We start from the raw sequence: 17,580 nt of genomic DNA, 5'->3' as shown, positions 1-17,580 counted from the left end.
CGGCACGAATCCGTTAGCGCGGGCCCTGTGTCAACCGTCGTGTCAACCGCTGGTTTGCGAAAATCAGCTGCCCGCGAGCCATGTTTCGGCGGCGGCGAGCGCCTTTGGATCATCGACGTCGATCCAGTCGATATCGCTGCAATCGACCACGCCGGCACCGCCGCCGGCGGCGAGCAGGCGGACCGCATCGGTGATCGACGGTTCGGCCAATGTCTCGAGTGCGGCGAAGAAGGGCACTCCGACCGCGAACACGCCGGTGTCGTAACAATCGTGCGGCGCCATGCCCTTGCCGATCGCGATGATTCGATCGCCTTCGGTCGCAACAAAGGTCACGTCGTCGGGATCGACCCAGGGATGGCCAAGCCGGCGATCGATGCCGAGGTTGAGCCCGTCACCCGCGCCGGCATCGGCCATGCGCGCATAGAGTGCCGGATCGACGAGATGGTCGCACATCGCAAGCAGCGTCGCTTCGCCCGCCAGCAACGGCGCGGCGGCCAGGGCGGACACGCCATTGGGCTGGCGCCAGTCGGCGGTCAGCGCGGTTTCGACCGTGACCGGCCAGTCGCGCGCGGCAAGATGCGCCTCGATCGCTTCGGCACGGTAGCCGGTGGTGACGATGACGCGGCGGATCCCCGCTGTCGCCATGCGTTCGATTGCATGGTCGATCAGCGGTTTGCCGCCAACGACGCACAGCGGTTTGGACTCGGCGGCGGAGCGCAGGCGCGTGCCGGCGCCCGCCGCGAGCAGGACCGCAGTGGTTATTCGATTCACGCAGCGGCGGCGATGAAGTCTTCAACCGCGAGCTGCGCCAGATCGTCGGTCATCTGGATCGGAGGATGCTTGCAGAAATAGGCCGATGCCGGATGGATCGGGCCGCCCATGCCGCGGTCGCTGGCGAGCTTCGCGCAGCGGATCATGTCGATCGCGACGCCGGCGGAGTTCGGACTGTCCTCGACCGAGAGGCGCAGTTCCAGGTTCATCGGCACGCCGCCGAACATCTGGCCTTCCATGCGCAGGAAGCAGACCTTGTTGTCATTCTGCCACGCGACATAGTCGCTCGGGCCGATATGCACATTGTCGTCGGTCAGGCGCTCGGCCGCGACCGATTGCACCGCTTCGGTCTTGGAGATCTTCTTCGATTCCAGGCGGCGATGGTTCGACATGTTGAGGAAGTCGGTGTTGCCGCCGGTGTTGAGCTGATAGGTGCGGTCGAGTTTCACGCCACGCTTGGCGAACAGGTCGGTCAGCACGCGGTGGACGATCGTCGCGCCGAGCTGCGCCTTGATGTCGTCACCGACGATCGGCACGCCGGCATCTTCGAAACGCTTCGCCCAGACGGCGTCGCTGGCGATGAAGACGGGGATGTTGTTGACGAAGGCGACGCCCGCTTCGAGCGCGCATTCGGCGTAGAATTCGGTCGCCTTCTGGCTGCCGACCGGCAGATAGTTCATCAGCACGTCGGCCTTGCTCTCGCGCAGCGCGGCGACGACTTCGGCCTTGGTCGGCTGGGGCAGGTCGGCGACGATGAAAGTGCGGTCATCGGCATAGTCGGCCATATGGTCGGCCACGCCGTCGAGCACATTGCCCATCTTCACCTTGACGCCGCTCGGCGGGACATCGGCGCAGAACACCGCGGTGCAGTTCGGCTTGGCGAAGATCGCGTCGGACACGTCGACGCCGACCTTGCGCGTATCGACGTCCCAGGCTGCGACGACCTTGATGTCGCTCGGCTTGTAGCCGCCCAGGTCCCAATGCATCAGGCCGACATGGTCGTTCGACCCCTTGTGGTAGAATGCCAGACCCTGGACCAGCGAGCTGGCGCAGTTGCCGATGCCGATCACTGCGACATTGATGGTTTTCATGGTTGAGGTAGCCCCTTCGATATTCAAATGTTCAAATGATGGTGTAGCGGATGGCGACCATATAGGTGCCGATGGTCATGTATTCACGGGTGCGGCGCCACCTGGATGCACCAGGTCGGCTTCGACGCGCCGATGCCAGACGAGCGTGGCAATGATCAAGAGGGTTAACGGTACGATCTCGAACCACCAGAACAAGCGGGGATTTCCGATCAGGCAGGCGACGAAGATCGCCAGAACGCGCATATTGGCGCTTTCCAGCGCCATCAATTTCATCACCGGTGCGGCGCGCAGGCCATAATCCACGCCAAAGCGTGCCGGATCGCGGCTTGACCGGAGCGCCTGATCGAACCGGCCCGCGACTCGATCGACCCCGTGCGAGATCGCGTCATAGCCGCGCTCGAGCAGGCCGCCAGTTCGCGCCGGCGGCGACTCGCCCGAATCTCCCCGTACGCGGCGGTGGAAACGGGCGCGTTCCGCCTCGTACAGGCTGGACTGGACGATATGGGCGGCACCGGCGACGACCGCCAGCGCCCAGCCTTCGCCGGTGCCGATCGACGTCGCGATCACGACATAGATGAGGATGAACACGCCATGGTCGCAAATGCCGTCGAGCAGACGGCCAAAGGCGCTGGCGGTCTGCGTCGCGCGTGCCACCATGCCGTCCAGACCATCGGCGATCAGCCAGCCGATCGACAGGATCAGGCCGATGACCGCAGCAAGCGGCGTATCCCAGTTCCAATAGGCGATCGCGGCCCCGATGCCGAGGACAAGGCCAATGAACGATACCGCATTGGCGGACACGCGCCATGCAAGCGCTACCGGGAGGAGCCGCCGAGCGGTGGGATGGATCAGCCAGAGATTGGTTGGATCTTCTATCCGCCTGTCTCGGGTGCCGTCAGGCGTTGGGGGTGTCATCGGATCGCCGTCATGCCGACATGACAGTGTTTTTGCAAGAGACGACGCGACGAACGGTGACGTAGCCAATACGCCACCGCCGTAACGGCTTTTCGCGGCACGGCCGTTACAGACTCCGCCCGATCAACTCTTTCATGATCTCGTTGGTTCCGCCGTAGATCCGGCTGACCCGCGCCGCGCGCCACATCCGGGCGATGGGATATTCGTTCATATAACCGGCACCGCCATGCAGTTGCAGGCATTTATCCATCACCTCCCATTGTAGCTCGGTGTGCCATAGTTTCGCGGCGGCGCCCTCGACCGGGGTCAGCTCGCCCTTCAGGTGCCGCGCGATTGCCCAGTCGAGATGCGCCCAGCCGACCTGCAACTTGGATTTCAGATCGGCGAGCACGAAGCGCGTATTCTGGAAATCGAACACCATGCCGGCAAAGGCCTTGCGGCTTTTGGTGAATTCGACCGTTTCGTCGAACGCCTTTTGCGACGAGGCCTGCGTTCCGACCGCGATCGACAGCCGCTCCTGCGGCAGCTGGCTCATCAGATAGATGAAGCCCTTGCCTTCCTCGCCCAGGCAATTGGTCATCGGCACGCGGACATCTTCGAAGAACAATTCCGACGTGTCGGCGGCGTCCTGCCCGATCTTGTCGAGCTTGCGTCCGCGCTTGAAACCCTCGCGATCACTTTCGATCAGCAGGATCGACATGCCCTTATAGGCCGGTTTGGCGTCGGGGTCGGTCTTGGCGACGACCAGGATCAGGTCGGCATTCTGGCCATTGGTGATATAGGTCTTGGAGCCGTTGACGACATAATGATTGCCGTCCTTCTTGGCCGAGGTGCGGATCGCCTGCAGGTCGGATCCGGTGCCCGGCTCGGTCATCGCGATCGCGGTGATCGTCTCGCCCGACACGAAGCGCGGCAGCCAGTGCGCCTTTTGCTCCTCGGAGCCATAAGCGACGATATAGTCGCAGACGATGTCGCTATGCAGCGTGAAGCCGGCCGGCACGCCATTATAGGCAAGCTCTTCATTGACGATCGAATTATAGCCGAAATCGAGACCCAGCCCGCCATATTCCTCCGGCACGGTCGGGCACAGCATGCCGATCTCGCCGGCCTTACGCCAGAATTCCTTGGGGACGAGTCGCTTTTCCTCCCATTCGCCGACATTGGGCACGCCTTCCTTCTGCAGGAAGCTGCGTACCGTCTGGCGGAACGCCTCATGATCTTCATTATAGGCGAAGCGGCCGGGAATGGCGTCGAGCATCGGTTAAGTCCTCTCTTGCAACTCGTTTTGAGCGGTGTGCTGTGAGGTTACGTCCGCGTCAACCCAAGACGTCATCCCCGCGAAAGCGGGGATCCCGCTGCCTTTTTCGTGGTCGGGGAGAAGAAAGCGGTATTCCCGCTTTCGCGGGAATGACGGGGAGGGCTATGGTCGCGTTCGAGAATAGAACCTAGGAGACCCCATGAAACTGGCCAGCCTCAAGCACGGGCGCGACGGGAAACTCGTCATCGTCTCCAATGACCTCGCCTGGTACGCCGATGCCAGCCATATCGTCCCCACACTGCAAGGAGCGCTCGACGACTGGGACCGGCTGTTGCCCGACCTGCAGAATCTCGCCACCGATCTCGAACATGAAATGATCCCGATGCGGCGCTTCCATGAAAAGGACGCCGCCTCGCCGCTGCCGCGGGCGTATCAATGGGCCGATGGCTCCGCCTATGTGAACCATGTCGCGCTCGTGCGTCAGGCACGTGCGGCGGAAATGCCCGAGACCTTCTGGCACGACCCGCTGATGTACCAGGGCGGCTCGGACGGCTTTCTCGGGCCGCGCGATCCGATCCCGCTCGCCGACGAGGCATGGGGCTGCGACCTGGAGGGCGAAGTGGTGGTGGTGACCGGCGATGTGCCGCTCGGCGCGACTCGCGAAGAAGCGCTGGCCGCAGTCCGGCTGGTCGGGCTGACCAACGACGTGTCGCTGCGCAACCTGATCCCGGGCGAACTCGCCAAGGGATTCGGCTTCTTCCAGTCAAAGCCGGCCAGTGCTTTCTCGCCGGTGTTCGTGACCCCCGACGCGCTCGGCGATTGGTGGAAGGACGGCAAGCTCCACCGCAAGCTGATGGTCGATCTCAACGGCAAGCCGTTCGGTCGCGCTGAGGCAGGCGAGGACATGACGTTCGATTTCGGCACCCTGATCGCTCATGCCGCCAAGTCGCGCGCGCTCGGCGCTGGCACGATCATCGGGTCCGGCACGGTGTCGAATCGCGGCAGCGACGGCGGCCCGGGCAAGCCGATCGCCGAGGGCGGAGTCGGCTATTCCTGCCTTGCCGAAGTGCGCACGGTCGAAACGATCAAGGGCGGGAAACCCATCACGCCGTTCCTGACCAAGGGCGACACGGTGCGCATCTGGGCCGAGGACGACAAGCATCACGCGATCTTTGGTGTGATTGAACAGACCGTCGGCGGCTGAGGACCCTGATGGGGCGGGAAAGGAGTGCGTGTCCGGCCGAGACACGCACTCCGACCCGATCGGAGAACGAAACGACACGATTGGCACAGTGGCGGCACGGCGGGACACTCGCCAAGCGCGTTGAAATTTTATAACAAGGGGACGATCATCGATTCCACGCGTTTGCTCAGACCAGGGGCAACGCCGAAAAGACTGGAGAGGCCATGGCAAGCGACATTCCGCGCGCCAATCTGAAACCTTTGTCGCTGTACGTGCCGGAGCCCAAGTTCCGCCCCGGCGACGCGGTCGACTTCACCGAAGTGGCGATTCCCGCGGCCGGCTCGGTCCGTCGTCCCGACATCGCCGATCCCGCCGACAGCTTTATCGACCTCGCCTATGAACTCGTGCGTGTGCTCGACCATGAAAATCAGGCGGTCGGCTCGTGGAATCCGCGCCTGTCGCCGGACACGCTGCGCGCGCTGCTCCGCAGCATGGCGCTGGTGCGCGCGTTCGACGAGCGCATGTTCCGGGCGCAGCGCCAGGGCAAGACCAGCTTCTACATGAAGTGCACCGGGGAGGAAGCGGTCGCCGTCTCCGCCGCTTTTGCGCTCGATTATGAAGACATGTGCTTCCCTTCCTATCGCCAGCAGGGCCTGCTGATCGCGCGGGGATGGAGCATGGTCGACATGATGAACCAGATCTATTCCAACCGCGGCGACCGGCTGCAGGGCAAGCAGCTGCCGATCATGTATTCGGTCAAGGAAGCCGGCTTCTTCTCGATCTCGGGCAATCTCGCCACGCAATATCCCCAGGCCGTCGGCTGGGCGATGGCGAGCGCCGCCAAGGGCGACACGCGCATTGCCGCGACCTGGTGCGGCGAAGGCTCGACCGCGGAGGGTGATTTCCATTCCGCCTGCACCTTCGCCAGCGTCTACCGCGCACCGGTGATCTTCAACGTGGTCAACAACCAATGGGCGATTTCGAGCTTTTCCGGCTTTGCCGGCGCTGAATCGACCACCTTTGCGGCGCGCGCGGTCGGCTATGGCATTGCCGGCCTCAGGGTCGACGGCAATGACGCGCTCGCCGTCTATGCCGCGACCGCCTGGGCTGCGGAGCGCGCCCGTACCAATCAGGGTCCGACCCTGATCGAGCATTTCACCTATCGCGCCGAAGGGCATTCGACCTCCGACGATCCCGGCCAGTACCGCTCCGAAGGCGAGCCGACCGCCTGGCCGCTCGGCGATCCGATCAAGCGCCTGAAGGATCATCTCATCGCGATCGGCGAATGGGACGAGGAGCGCCATGCCGCGCAGGACAAGCAACTCGCCGAGGATGTGAAGGCGGCCCAGAAGGAAGCCGAGAAGAACGGTATTCTCGGCCATGGCCTGCACCAGCCGCTCGATTCGCTGTTCGATGGCGTGTTCGAGGAAATGCCGTGGCACCTGCGCGAGCAGCAGGCGCAGATGATCGCTGAAGAAACGGCCTCGGGCCGCCCATGGGCACGCAAGTCATGAGTGAGACGATCGAAACCATCGCGGCAGACGCCGGCGAGCCTGCGCTTGGCGGTGAAACCACCCGCATGAACATGATCCAGGCGATCAATTCCGCGATGGAAGTGGTCATGGCGCGCGATCCGAACGTGATCGTGATGGGCGAGGATGTCGGCTATTTCGGCGGCGTGTTTCGCGCCACCGCCGGCTTGCAGGAAAAATTCGGCAAGACCCGCGTGTTCGACACGCCGATCACCGAATGCGGCATCATCGGCGTCGCGGTCGGCATGGGCGCCTATGGCTTGCGCCCGGTGCCCGAAATCCAGTTCGCCGATTATATCTATCCCGCGCTCGATCAGCTCGTGTCGGAAGCGGCGCGGCTGCGCTATCGCTCGGACGGCGAATTTACCGCGCCGATCACGGTGCGCTCGCCATTCGGCGGCGGCATCTTCGGTGGCCAGACGCATTCGCAGAGCCCGGAGGGCATCTTCACCCATGTGTCCGGGATCAAGACGGTGATCCCGTCGACGCCATACGACGCGAAGGGGCTGCTGATCGCGGCGATCGAGGACAATGATCCAACGCTCTTCTTCGAACCGAAGCGCATCTATAACGGCCCGTTCGACGGCCATTGGGATCGCCCGTCGCAAAACTGGTCGAAACATCCGGCCGGCGAAGTGCCGACCGGCTATTACAAGATCGAGCTGGGCAAGGCGAACATCGTCCGTGCCGGCGACGCGCTGACCATCCTGGCTTACGGCACCATGGTGCATGTCTGCATGGCGGTGGTGACCGATGCCGGTGTCGATGCCGAGATCATCGATCTGCGCACCCTGGTGCCGCTCGACATCGAGACGATCGAGGCGTCGGTGAAGAAGACCGGCCGCTGCATGATCGTGCACGAGGCGACACGCACCGGCGGCTTCGGTGCAGAGCTGTCGGCGCTGGTGCAGGAACGCTGCTTCTATCATCTCGAAGCACCGATCGAGCGCGTGACCGGCTTTGACACGCCGTATCCGCACAGCCTGGAATGGGCGTATTTCCCCGGACCGGTGCGGATCGGCGAGGCGCTGAAGAAAGTGATGCGGGACTAGGCTCCCGGACGACCCACCCCGCGCGCTGATGCCGCGAAGTCGAAAGGCGGGGCTGGATACAGGTTTTTTCGACTTCGCTCGAAACGAACGGATGACTGGGATGGCACGCTTCGAATTCAAACTGCCCGATATCGGCGAAGGCATTTCCGAGGCGGAGATCGTCGCGTGGCACGTCAAGGTCGGTGACCGGGTCGAGGAAGATCAGGGCTTGGCCGACATGATGACCGACAAGGCGACGGTCGAGATGGAATCGCCCGTCTCCGGCACGGTGATCGCGCTGGCCGGCGAAGTCGGCGACCAGGTGTCGATCGGCTCGCCCTTGGTGGTGATCGAAACCGACGCGGCCGAGGATCACGTCCCGGCGAGCGATGCAGCGGCCCGCGCGGAACTGGCGCAGGATGTCGCCGAGCAGATGGGTGCGGAAAATCCCGGTGCGGAAGAGATCGCGGAAACGCCGGCTCCCCCTCCCGTTCGCGCTGAGCCTGTCGAAGCGCCGGTCGCCGACACGCCGGCTGCTGCAAGCGCGCCGGTTCTCCACGCGCTCGCCTCACCCGCCGTCCGTGCCCGTGCGGCGGATCTCGGCATCGATCTCACGCAGGTGAAGACCGAGGGCGACCGGGTGCGCCACTCTGATCTCGACGCGTTCCTGCGCTACGGTTCGGGCCAGGGCTATCAAGCTCCACATGCCAGCAATGCGCGCGCCGATGAGCCGATCAAGGTCATCGGCATGCGCCGCAAGATCGCGGAGAATATGGCCGCGTCGAAGCGCGCCATTCCGCACTTCACCTATGTCGACGAGATTGACGTGACCGCGCTTGAGGAGATGCGCGCCGATCTCAACAATAATCGCGGCGGCCGGCCCAAGCTGACCATGTTGCCACTGTTGATCGTCGCGATCTGCAAGACCATCCCCGATTTCCCGATGATCAATGCGCGCTACGACGATGAGGCCGGCGTTGTCACGCGTCACGGCCAGATCCATCTCGGCATGGCGACTCAGACTCCGGCCGGCCTGATGGTCCCGGTGATCCGTGATGCGCAGGACCGCAATGTCTGGCAACTCGCGACCGAGATCGCCCGCCTTGCCGAGGCCGCGCGTACCGGCAAGGCCAAGGTCGAGGAATTGTCAGGCTCGACCCTGACCATCACCTCGCTCGGACCGCTCGGCGGCATCGCCACCACGCCGGTGATCAACCGGCCCGAGGTCGCGATCATCGGCCCCAACAAGATTGTTGAGCGCCCGGTTTTTGACGGCGATGAGATTCGCCGCGCCAAGCTGATGAACCTGTCGATCAGCTGCGATCACCGCGTGGTCGACGGCTGGGATGCAGCAAGCTTCGTCCAGGGGCTGAAGAAATATCTCGAAACCCCGGTGCTGCTTTTTGCCAGCTGATCCCGCGTAACGCGAAGAAGGGTAGGAGGTGGGTCCCGAAAGTCCTACCTCTCTCTCTCCCGTTCGTTTCGAGCGAAGTCGAGAAACAGCCATAAGCGCCGCGCGGGGTTTCTCGACTTCGCTCGAAACGAACGGATGGGGAGGGCCAATCCGCTGCTGCGTTTACAGCCCGAGCTTTTTCTCCAGCCAGCGCGCGGCCTCTTCCGGTGACGCCTTGTCGGCATCACGGTCGACCATATAGTTCGCCTCGCGCATGGCCTCGACCGGTACCTTGCCGATCAGCGGCTGCAACGCCGCAGCGAAGCGCGCATCCTGCGCCCGGCGTGGCGCAAGCAGCAGAATCGCATCATAGCCGGGAATCGCGCCCTTGGGGTCGGTGAGCACGGTCAATTTGTCCGCCGCGATCCGTCCGTCGGAAGAGAAGGCTGGAATGACATCGGCAGTGCCGCTGGTCAGCGCGCGGTACATGAAGGTCGGTTGATAGGGCTGGGCCGAGGCGAAGCGCAGGCCGTACGCCTTGCGCACCGCCGCCCATTCGGGCCGTTCGAGAAACTCGATATCGGTGGCGAGCTTCAGCCCCGGCGCGATCGCGGTCAGGTCGGCGATGCTCGTCACGCCGCGTCGCGTCGCATCGGCGCTGCGCATCGCAAAGGCATAGCTGTTCTCGAACCCGAGGTTGCCGAGCAGACGCACGCCATGCTGCTTCATCGCCCAGGCGCCGACCCCCGCCACGATCGCGTCGCGCGGCGGCACGTCGTTGCGCTTCATTTCGTTGGTCCAGATCGTGCCCGAATAATCGACATAGGCATCGACATCGCCGCCAGCGGTCGCGTGGAACGCAACGACCGATCCGAGCCCTTCGCGATATTCGACGCGATATCCGGCCTTTTCCAGCCTGTGCCCGATCAGCCGGGCCAGGATATATTGCTCCGAAAAGCCCTTTGCGCCGACCACCACCGTCTCACCGCCGCGCGGCCACATTGGCGCCAGCGCCGCGACCACGCCAAGCGCCAGCACGCCGCCTGCAATCCATACGCGCAGTTTCTTGCGCGCGGCGATGCCATGCTCGATCACGCCGAGTAGTGCATCGACCGCCAGCGCCAGCGCCGCCGCGCTGAGACAGCCGGCCAGCACCAGCGCCCAGTTCTGCGTCTGCAGCCCGGCAAAGATCATGTCGCCCAGGCTTGGCTGGCCGACCGTGGTCGAGAGCGTCGCGGCGCCGATCGTCCATACTGCGGCGGTGCGGATGCCGGCCATCAGCACCGGTGCGACCAGAGGGGCCTCGACCAAGCGCAATTTCTGCCAGGCGGTCATGCCGACCCCATCAGCGGCCTCGATCACCGCCGGATCGAGCCCGATCAGCCCGGTCACGCCGTTCCGCAGAATCGGCAGCAGCGCATAGAGCGTCAGCGCGAGCAATGAGGGCAGGAAGCCCAATGCCGGAATGCCGCCGCCGATCAGCGTCGAGAGCGACAGCAGCAGGGGATAGAAGAGCGCCAGCAGCGCCAGCGACGGAATGGTCTGGACCAGGCTGGCAAAGCCAAGCGCGACCCGCGCGATCAGCGGCCGCCGCGCCGACCAGATCGCCAGCGGCAGGCTGATCACCAGCCCGAGCGCCAGCGCCGACGCGGCGAGCAGCAGATGCGCGGCAAGCAGGTCGGGCACCCGCGCGAACGCGGCGAAGAACGGGCCGTTCATGCGCCGCGCTCCAGCGCGATCAGGCGGCGGCTCTGTTCGCGCGGCACCGCGACCAGCGCATCGGCGGCCGCACCGCCCTTGCCGGCCAGCAGCTCACGTGGCGTGGCGTCGGCGACGATCTTCCCCGCTTCCATCACCAGCACCCGGTCGGCGAGCAGCAGCGCCTCGGCCATGTCGTGCGTGACCATGATCGTGGTCAGCCCGAGCCGGTCGTGCAGCGCGCGGATCGCCACGCCGAGCTGGTCGCGCGTCACCGGGTCGAGCGCGCCGAACGGCTCATCCATCAGCATCAATCCCGGCGCAGTGGCCAATGCCCGCGCCACGCCGACTCGCTGGCGCTGCCCGCCCGACAGCGCGTCGGGCATGCGCACGGCAAAGCCGGCGGGCAGATCGACCAGGTCGAGCAATTCGGCGACGCGCGCCGCCTGGCTCGCCTTGTCGCCCGCGTTCGACAGCTTCAGCCCGATCGCGATATTGTCGGCCACGCTCAGATGCGGGAACAGGCCGATATTTTGGAACACATAGCCGATCCGCCGGCGCAGCGCGTGCGGTTCGACGGCTAGCACCGCTTCACCGGCGATGGCGACATTGCCTGCGCTCGGCTCGATCAGCCGGTTGATCATCTTGAGCAGCGTCGATTTGCCCGATCCCGATGCGCCGACCAGCGCGACGAAACTGCCCGCAGCGATCTCGACCGACACCGCATCGACCGCGGTCGTTCCGCCCGGATAGGATTTGGTCACGCCGTCGAACGCGACCGAAGGACCGGGCTTGGGGTTCTCTGGCATCGGCGAGACTGTGCGGGAGGAGCGGCGACGCGTCAACGAACGCGATTCAACATCGGCGGCTGCCGTGCCAGCGCAGGACTGCGCGGCCGCGATTCGGCGGCCACTCACGCTCTTTCTCGGGAGGAAACGGTCCGGTGCTGTGAACGCTCACTGTTTTTGCGATAACAGGGAGGAAAATCTCCCTGTTATCATGCCGTCGCTCCCTGTTCTTTGAATAACAGGGAGATTGCGGGTCAAGATACTGAAAATGATCAGCTATTTTCCTGCCAACCTCCAACATAACAGGGAGAAATTCTGCGAAAAAATACCATCCGGCGAAAACAGGGAGGATCAGGGAGTAACAGGGAGATGCCCGACGCCCGTTAAGACGCGGCGATGCAATCCCCGGCTTGTCCAACGCGCTCCCGTTCCGCATAGATCGCCGCGAAATTGACACGATGGGTGCCGGAACAGCGCCGGTACCGGAGCGAAGAGGGAAGCAGGATGGCGGACGGCGTGCAGCAGGCGATCTTCATCACTGGTGGCGGATCGGGAATCGGGCGGGCGACGGCGATCCTGTTCGCGTCGCGTGGCTGGCGGGTCGGGCTCGCCGACGTCAACACCGCTGGCCTCGCCGACACCGCGGCGATGCTGCCGGCAGGCATGGTCTCGACCTATCAGATGGACGTGCGCGATCGCGATGCCTGGGTCGCCAATCTCGATGCCTTCACCGCGACCAGCGGCGGGCGGCTCGACGTGTTGTTCAACAATGCCGGGATCGGTACCGGCGGGCCGATCGCGCAGATGAGTTTCGACGATATGGACCGCACTGTTTCGATCAACCTGATGGGAGTGCTGAACGGTGCGAAGATCGGTCATGCCTATCTTGCCCGCACGCCCGGTTCCTGCCTGCTCAACACCGCGTCGGCCTCGGCAATCTACGGCTCGGCCGGCCTTGCGCCCTATTCCGCGACCAAGTTCGGCGTGCGCGCACTGACCGAGGCGCTCGACGGCGAATGGGCAGCCGACGGCATCAAGGTCCGCGCGATCGTGCCGGCCTTTATCGAAACCCCGTTGCTCAACTCGCCCGCCGGTGGCTCGAACCGCTCGATCCGCGAGACGGTGACCGGGGCAGGGCTTGAACTGACCTCGGCTGATGTGGTGGCGCAGGCGGCCTGGGACGCGGTGCATGGCGACAAGGTCCATACCTATGTCGGCAAGACCGCCCACCGCATGGCCTTTGCCGCGCGCTGGATGCCCGGCAAGCTGCGCAAGATGATGCGTCGCGGTGTCGGCGCGGCAGCGGAGTAGCAGATAAATCCTCCCCGGAACGGGGAGGATTACCCCACCAACCCGTCGATCGCCTCGGCCATGTCCACGTCGCGGTGCGACAGACCGCCGGCGTCGTGCGTGGTCAGCAATATCTCGACCCGGTTCCACACGTTCGACCATTCGGGGTGATGGTCGGCCTTTTCGGCGAGCAGCGCGACGCGGGTCATGAAGGCGAACGCTTCGCTGAAATCGGCAAAGGTGATGGTGCGCGTGATCGCGTCGCGCGCCTCGTCATAATCCCACTCGTCCAGCGCATCGAGCGCTTCGACGCGGTCCTCTTCGCTGAGCGGCTCGATCGTCCCCGTCACGGCTTCCTCCTGCTGGCGCCATTTGCGCCTTGGCCTTATGGCATAGCCGATGGTTACACCCGATCAACCCAACCCGGGAGAATTCCGGGCACCCGACGCAAAAGCGATCGAGGACATCGCGCTCCGCACGCTGGAAAGCCTGCCCGAGGCGTTTCGCGCGCATCTCGGCGATGTCGTGCTGATCGTCGAGGAGCTCGCCGATGAGGAGACGCTCGACGCGCTCGGCATCGAACATCCGCTCGACCTGACCGGCCTCTATCACGGCCGGCCGCTGGGCGAGAAATCGTCGATGGAATCGGGCTCGCTGCCCGATCGCATCCATCTCTACCGTCGCGCGATCCTGGAGGAATGGGTCGAGACCGGGGTCGGGCTCGACGCGCTGGTGAGCCATGTCATGATCCATGAGATCGGGCATCATTTCGGCCTGTCCGACGCGGACATGCACGCGCTGGAGGAAGCGGCCAGTTGAGCCTGTCCCGCCAGGATGACGGGCTCGCTTTCCATGCTGTGGCGTGCGCGCGGGGTGGACGGCCCCTGTTCGAGGACCTGTCGTTCGCATTGAAGCCGGGTGAGGCGCTGCTCGTCACCGGGCCGAACGGCGTAGGCAAGTCGAGCCTGGTGCGCGTCGCGGCCGGACTGCTGCAACCGGCTTCGGGCCGGATCGATGTGCGTGGCGACCGGGCCTTGCTGACCGAGGCTAGCGCGCTCGATCAGGATCTGACGCTGGGTCGGGCGCTGGGTTTCTGGGCGTCGATCGACGGGCGGCCTGAAGGAATCGGCGCAGCGCTTGCGGCGTTCGATCTCGCCGTCTTGCACGATGTGCCGGTCCGCCTGCTCTCGACCGGCCAGCGTCGTCGCGCCGCGCTGGCGCGGGTTGCGGCGAGCGGGGCGGGGATCTGGCTGCTCGACGAACCCGCCAATGGCCTTGATGCCGGGGCGATCGGCCTGCTCGAGGCGGCGATTGCCGCGCACCGGGCGCTGGGCGGCATCGTGCTGGTCGCGACGCATCTGCCGATCGCCGTACCCGACGCGCAGGCGATTATGCTGGAGAGATGGGCATGATCGCCGCGCTGATCCTGCGCGACCTGCGCCGCGCCTGGGCGGGCGGTGGCGTGACGCTGGTGGTCGCCTTTTTCCTGCTTGTCGCGATCCTTTTCCCCTTCGCGATCGGGCCCGATGCCGTGCTGCTCGCTCGCGTTGGTGGCGGTGTGATCTGGGCCGCTGCGCTGCTTGCCGCATTGTTGCCGGTCGAGCGGCTGGTCGGTCCCGATGCCGATACAGGCGTGCTCGATCAGCTTGCGGTCCGCGGCGTGAGCATGGCGACCGTCGCCGCCGCGAAGATTGCGGCGCACTGGCTGAGCTTCGGCCCGCCGCTGATGCTTGCCGCGATCATCGCCGCCGGTCTGCTCGGCTTGCCGCTCGAAACGCTGCTGGCGGTCGAACTCGGGCTGCTGATCGGTACGCCCGGCCTCGCTGCGCTGGCGGTCGCGACCTCGGCGCTGGTCACCGGCGTGCGTGGCGCGAGCGCGGTGGCCGGGCTGGTGATGCTGCCGCTCGCCGTCCCGCTGCTGATCTTCGGTGCCGGCTCGATCGAGGGCGGCCCGGGCGCGGTAAAGCTGCTCGCCGCGGTCAGCCTGGTGCTGCTTGCCGGGGCGCCGTTCGTCGCCGGCGCGGCGATCCGCGCAGGGATGGACTGACAACGGGAGGTCAGTTTGTCAGTCTTGTGACCACCGCGCGAAGATCGCCGTCGGCAGCAGCAACCCGCGCGCTTCCTCGCGCACGACCAGCTCGCCCGCCTCGACCGTGCCGCCAAGATCGGCAAAGGCCTGGCGCAGCAGCTCGCCGATCGCCAGCGCCGACATGCGCACGGCATAGACGGTGAGGAACAGAAAGCGTGAGTCGGCGTCCAGCAGCTTGCGGCAGTCGGCGATCAGGTTGGGCAAGCCTTCCTCCAGCTTCCACACTTCGCCCTCCGGCCCACGACCATATTTCGGCGGGTCGAGCAGGATGCCGTCGTAACGCCGTCCGCGTCGCACCTCGCGCGCGACGAACTTGGTGCAATCGTCGATCATCCAGCGCACCGGCTTGTCGCTCATCCCCGACAGCGCGGCATTGGCGCGCGCCGCCTCGACCGATTTCTTCGATGCATCGACATGGACCATCTTCACGCCCTTGTCGGCCATCGCCAGCGTGCCGACGCCGGTATAACCGAACAAATTGAGGCATTCTGGCGCCTCGACCCCGGCCACGCGTTCGCGCATCCAGCTCCACACCGGCGCCATGTCGGGGAAGAAGCCGAGATGGCGGAACGGCGTGTTCTGCGCGGTGAAGGTGACGCCGTCCCATTTGAGCGGCCAGCCCTCGCGCGGCACCGGCTCATTATACTCCCAGCGACCGCCGCCATCCTCGTCGGATCCGGGCACGAACTCGCCCTGCGCGCGCCAGTCGGGGTTGGCGGGCGCCCATAATGCCTGCCCCTCGGGCCGGATGAAGCGGAAGCGGCCATAGCGCTCGAGCTTGCGGCCATGGCCCGAATCGATCAGGCCGTAATCCGCCCAGGGCTCGCCGATCAGGGTGGTGAGGTTCATGCCCTTACCTTGCTTTCCGTTCGCCCTGAGCTTGTCGAAGGGCCGTTCTTGCTTTTCCGACGTCCCGCAAAAGAAGGACGGGGCTTCGACAAGCTCAGCCCGAACGGATGGTTATTCGTTTAGCGCGTCGAGACCGCCCGCTCGGCGATATAGGCGGTCACTGCGTCGAACGTGCCGGGCAGGCTGTCATAGCGTTCCTGCCGCTCGAACAGGTCGCCGATCCGCGCCGGCAGCGTCGGGCGCACGCCGGTGGCGCGCTCGACCGCGTCGTCGAACTTGGCCGGATGCGCGGTCGCCAGCGTCACGACGGGCACATCGCCGAGGTCAGCACGCCGTGCGGCGGCCAGGCCGATCGCGGTGTGCGGGTCGATCACTTCGCCCGACTTCTCGCAAGCCCAGCGCATCGCCAGCGCCATATCGTCCAGGTCGATCCGGTCGCTGCCGAACAGTCCCGCCGCGCCCTCGCGCTGCGCATTGGTCAGGCGCATTGCCTTGCTCGATTCAAACCCGGCCATCTGTGCGGCAAGGGCAATGCCGTCGCGGCCGCCAAGGTCGAACAGCAAGCGTTCGAAATTGCTCGAGACCTGAATGTCCATCGACGGGCTTGGCGTCGGCACCACGGTGCCTTGCGAATAATCGCCATCGGCGAGCGCGCGGTGGAGGATATCGTTGACGTTGGTCGCGACGATCAGCTTGGCGACCGGCAGGCCCATCTTCGCTGCGACATAGCCGGCGAAGACATCGCCAAAATTGCCGGTCGGGACGGAGAAGGCGACCGGCCGCTCGGGCGCGCCGAGCCGGACGGCGGCGTAGAAATAATACACCACCTGGGCCATCAGCCGCGCCCAGTTGATCGAATTGACCGCCGACAGCGCGAAGCGGCCGGAGAAGTCGGGCGAGTTGAACATCGCCTTCACCAGCGCCTGGGCATCGTCGAAGCTGCCGTCGATCGCGATGTTGTGGATGTTCGGCGCCAGCACCGTGGTCATCTGGCGCCGCTGCACGTCGGACACGCGGCCTTTGGGATGGAGCATGAAGACGTCGACGCCCTCGCGCCCGGCAAGCGCATCGATCGCCGCCGAGCCGGTATCGCCCGAGGTCGCGCCGACGATCGTGACATGCTTGCCGGAGCCGCTGAGGAAGCGCTCGAACAACAGCCCGAGCAGCTGCAGCGCGACGTCCTTGAAGGCGAGCGTGGGCCCATGGAACAGTTCGAGCAGCCAGTGGCGCTGGTCGAGCTGGACCAATGGCGTGACGGCGGCATGCGAGAAACGGCCATAGGCTTCAGTGCACAGCGCGCGCAGTTCGTCGTCGCTCAGCACGCCGGCGACGAACGGCGCCATCACCGTGACTGCGGTATCGACATAGGACATGCCGCGCATCGCCGCGATCGTCTCGGTCGAGAGGGTCGGCCAGCTCTCGGGCAGGTAGAGCCCACCATCGCTGGCAAGGCCGGCCAGAGTGACCTGCTGGAAATCAAGGGCTGGCGCGGTGCCGCGGGTGCTGATGTAACGCATGGCCTTGGCGACTAGCGGCGTGGGCGCAGAGTCACAAGTTGTGTGTCATTGCTTCATCACCCGAACTGGCTCCGAACCAACCCTTTCCACCAGGGCATGGGCATAGTTGAAAACCATTGCTCCGAACTTTGTGCTCCCGCGAAGGCGGGAGCCCAGGCTGGGTTCCCGCCTTCGC

17 protein-coding genes are annotated in these 17,580 nt (G+C 65.1%); 8 read left to right on the top strand and 9 right to left on the bottom strand.

All coding sequences use genetic code 11. The features are described 5' to 3' along the window. Positions 1 to 63: 63 nt before the first annotated feature. The 4 genes from H3Z74_RS19210 to H3Z74_RS19195 form a co-directional block, all read right to left on the bottom strand. Positions 64 to 771 (bottom strand): phosphocholine cytidylyltransferase family protein, encoded by a 708-nt coding sequence (locus H3Z74_RS19210; protein WP_229726682.1) that lies wholly within the window; start codon positions 769 to 771, stop codon positions 64 to 66. After that, positions 768 to 1,862 (bottom strand): inositol-3-phosphate synthase, encoded by a 1,095-nt coding sequence (locus H3Z74_RS19205; protein ID WP_187761151.1) that lies wholly within the window; start codon positions 1,860 to 1,862, stop codon positions 768 to 770. Before H3Z74_RS19205 ends, H3Z74_RS19210 begins: the two co-directional genes overlap by 4 nt. A 75-nt stretch (positions 1,863 to 1,937) precedes the next feature. Next, the gene (locus tag H3Z74_RS19200) at positions 1,938 to 2,663 is read right to left on the bottom strand and encodes a CDP-alcohol phosphatidyltransferase family protein (protein ID WP_187761150.1); all 726 of its coding nucleotides are present in this window, start codon (positions 2,661 to 2,663) and stop codon (positions 1,938 to 1,940) included. Between the two features lie 220 nt (positions 2,664 to 2,883). Beyond that, positions 2,884 to 4,035: an acyl-CoA dehydrogenase family protein gene (locus tag H3Z74_RS19195; protein ID WP_187761149.1), complete on the bottom strand. Its 1,152-nt coding sequence runs from the start codon at positions 4,033 to 4,035 to the stop codon at positions 2,884 to 2,886. 199 nt (positions 4,036 to 4,234) lie between these two features. Here H3Z74_RS19195 and H3Z74_RS19190 point away from each other — a divergent pair, with 199 nt between their 5' ends. The 4 genes from H3Z74_RS19190 to H3Z74_RS19175 all read left to right on the top strand — a co-directional run bounded on the left by H3Z74_RS19190 (position 4,235) and on the right by H3Z74_RS19175 (position 9,195). After that, positions 4,235 to 5,239 (top strand): fumarylacetoacetate hydrolase family protein, encoded by a 1,005-nt coding sequence (locus tag H3Z74_RS19190; RefSeq protein WP_187761148.1) that lies wholly within the window; start codon positions 4,235 to 4,237, stop codon positions 5,237 to 5,239. A 203-nt stretch (positions 5,240 to 5,442) separates the two neighbouring features. Continuing rightward, positions 5,443 to 6,732: a 3-methyl-2-oxobutanoate dehydrogenase (2-methylpropanoyl-transferring) subunit alpha gene (locus tag H3Z74_RS19185; RefSeq protein ID WP_187761147.1), complete on the top strand. Its 1,290-nt coding sequence runs from the start codon at positions 5,443 to 5,445 to the stop codon at positions 6,730 to 6,732. A gap of 65 nt (positions 6,733 to 6,797) precedes the next feature. After that, entirely contained in the window at positions 6,798 to 7,802 is a 1,005-nt protein-coding gene (locus H3Z74_RS19180) for an alpha-ketoacid dehydrogenase subunit beta (protein WP_187764412.1), read from the top strand. Between the two features lie 100 nt (positions 7,803 to 7,902). Beyond that, on the top strand, positions 7,903 to 9,195 hold the full coding sequence (locus H3Z74_RS19175; protein ID WP_187761146.1) for a dihydrolipoamide acetyltransferase family protein: 1,293 nt from the start codon (positions 7,903 to 7,905) through the stop codon (positions 9,193 to 9,195). A gap of 162 nt (positions 9,196 to 9,357) precedes the next feature. Here the strand turns inward: H3Z74_RS19175 and H3Z74_RS19170 are convergent, their stop codons facing one another. Next, the gene (locus H3Z74_RS19170; protein ID WP_187761145.1) at positions 9,358 to 10,893 is read right to left on the bottom strand and encodes an ABC transporter permease/substrate-binding protein; all 1,536 of its coding nucleotides are present in this window, start codon (positions 10,891 to 10,893) and stop codon (positions 9,358 to 9,360) included. Further along, the gene (locus tag H3Z74_RS19165) at positions 10,890 to 11,681 is read right to left on the bottom strand and encodes an ATP-binding cassette domain-containing protein (RefSeq protein WP_187761144.1); all 792 of its coding nucleotides are present in this window, start codon (positions 11,679 to 11,681) and stop codon (positions 10,890 to 10,892) included. Before H3Z74_RS19165 ends, H3Z74_RS19170 begins: the two co-directional genes overlap by 4 nt. 483 nt (positions 11,682 to 12,164) lie before the next feature. Between H3Z74_RS19165 and H3Z74_RS19160 the strand changes: the two genes are divergently transcribed. Beyond that, positions 12,165 to 12,971 (top strand): SDR family oxidoreductase, encoded by an 807-nt coding sequence (locus H3Z74_RS19160; RefSeq protein WP_187761143.1) that lies wholly within the window; start codon positions 12,165 to 12,167, stop codon positions 12,969 to 12,971. Between the two features lie 29 nt (positions 12,972 to 13,000). Here H3Z74_RS19160 and H3Z74_RS19155 read toward each other — a convergent pair whose 3' ends face one another. After that, positions 13,001 to 13,300 (bottom strand): 4a-hydroxytetrahydrobiopterin dehydratase, encoded by a 300-nt coding sequence (locus tag H3Z74_RS19155; RefSeq protein ID WP_187761142.1) that lies wholly within the window; start codon positions 13,298 to 13,300, stop codon positions 13,001 to 13,003. Positions 13,301 to 13,349: 49 nt separating this feature from the next. Here H3Z74_RS19155 and H3Z74_RS19150 point away from each other — a divergent pair, with 49 nt between their 5' ends. Genes H3Z74_RS19150 through H3Z74_RS19140 form a run of 3 tightly spaced genes read left to right on the top strand, consistent with a single transcriptional unit; the run spans position 13,350 to position 14,997 of the window. Then, on the top strand, positions 13,350 to 13,769 hold the full coding sequence (locus H3Z74_RS19150) for a metallopeptidase family protein (protein ID WP_187761141.1): 420 nt from the start codon (positions 13,350 to 13,352) through the stop codon (positions 13,767 to 13,769). A gap of 2 nt (positions 13,770 to 13,771) precedes the next feature. Beyond that, a complete protein-coding gene (gene ccmA, locus H3Z74_RS19145; protein ID WP_187764411.1) occupies positions 13,772 to 14,362 on the top strand; it encodes a heme ABC exporter ATP-binding protein CcmA in 591 nt (196 codons plus the stop codon). Then, a complete protein-coding gene (locus H3Z74_RS19140; RefSeq protein WP_187761140.1) occupies positions 14,353 to 14,997 on the top strand; it encodes a heme exporter protein CcmB in 645 nt (214 codons plus the stop codon). The genes ccmA and H3Z74_RS19140 overlap by 10 nt, the downstream gene beginning before the upstream one ends. An 18-nt stretch (positions 14,998 to 15,015) precedes the next feature. Here the strand turns inward: H3Z74_RS19140 and H3Z74_RS19135 are convergent, their stop codons facing one another. Both H3Z74_RS19135 and thrC read right to left on the bottom strand, forming a co-directional pair. Further along, complete coding sequence (locus tag H3Z74_RS19135) at positions 15,016 to 15,888, bottom strand: class I SAM-dependent methyltransferase (RefSeq protein ID WP_187761139.1); 873 nt, start codon at positions 15,886 to 15,888, stop codon at positions 15,016 to 15,018. Positions 15,889 to 16,007: 119 nt separating this feature from the next. After that, a complete protein-coding gene (thrC, locus tag H3Z74_RS19130) occupies positions 16,008 to 17,405 on the bottom strand; it encodes a threonine synthase (protein WP_187761138.1) in 1,398 nt (465 codons plus the stop codon). Positions 17,406 to 17,580 lie beyond the last annotated feature (175 nt).

The organism is Sphingomonas alpina (genome assembly GCF_014490665.1).
GTDB lineage: Bacteria > Pseudomonadota > Alphaproteobacteria > Sphingomonadales > Sphingomonadaceae > Sphingomonas > Sphingomonas alpina.
The sequence above is the reverse complement of the archived record's forward strand: the minus strand, read 5'-3'. Positions and strand labels throughout refer to the sequence as shown.

Bases quoted from the DNA above. Each gene is read 5' to 3' on its own strand.
- H3Z74_RS19205 (WP_187761151.1), bottom strand. From the start codon at position 1,862: ATGAAAACCATCAATGTCGCAGTGATCGGCATCGGCAACTGCGCCAGC.
- H3Z74_RS19195 (WP_187761149.1), bottom strand. From the start codon at position 4,035: ATGCTCGACGCCATTCCCGGCCGCTTCGCCTATAATGAAGATCATGAG.
- H3Z74_RS19190 (WP_187761148.1), top strand. From the start codon at position 4,235: ATGAAACTGGCCAGCCTCAAGCACGGGCGCGACGGGAAACTCGTCATC.
- H3Z74_RS19185 (WP_187761147.1), top strand. From the start codon at position 5,443: ATGGCAAGCGACATTCCGCGCGCCAATCTGAAACCTTTGTCGCTGTAC.
- H3Z74_RS19180 (WP_187764412.1), top strand. From the start codon at position 6,798: ATGAACATGATCCAGGCGATCAATTCCGCGATGGAAGTGGTCATGGCG.
- H3Z74_RS19175 (WP_187761146.1), top strand. From the start codon at position 7,903: ATGGCACGCTTCGAATTCAAACTGCCCGATATCGGCGAAGGCATTTCC.
- H3Z74_RS19170 (WP_187761145.1), bottom strand. From the start codon at position 10,893: ATGAACGGCCCGTTCTTCGCCGCGTTCGCGCGGGTGCCCGACCTGCTT.
- H3Z74_RS19165 (WP_187761144.1), bottom strand. From the start codon at position 11,681: ATGCCAGAGAACCCCAAGCCCGGTCCTTCGGTCGCGTTCGACGGCGTG.
- H3Z74_RS19160 (WP_187761143.1), top strand. From the start codon at position 12,165: ATGGCGGACGGCGTGCAGCAGGCGATCTTCATCACTGGTGGCGGATCG.
- H3Z74_RS19150 (WP_187761141.1), top strand. From the start codon at position 13,350: ATGGTTACACCCGATCAACCCAACCCGGGAGAATTCCGGGCACCCGAC.
- H3Z74_RS19140 (WP_187761140.1), top strand. From the start codon at position 14,353: ATGGGCATGATCGCCGCGCTGATCCTGCGCGACCTGCGCCGCGCCTGG.
- H3Z74_RS19135 (WP_187761139.1), bottom strand. From the start codon at position 15,888: ATGAACCTCACCACCCTGATCGGCGAGCCCTGGGCGGATTACGGCCTG.
- thrC (WP_187761138.1), bottom strand. From the start codon at position 17,405: ATGCGTTACATCAGCACCCGCGGCACCGCGCCAGCCCTTGATTTCCAG.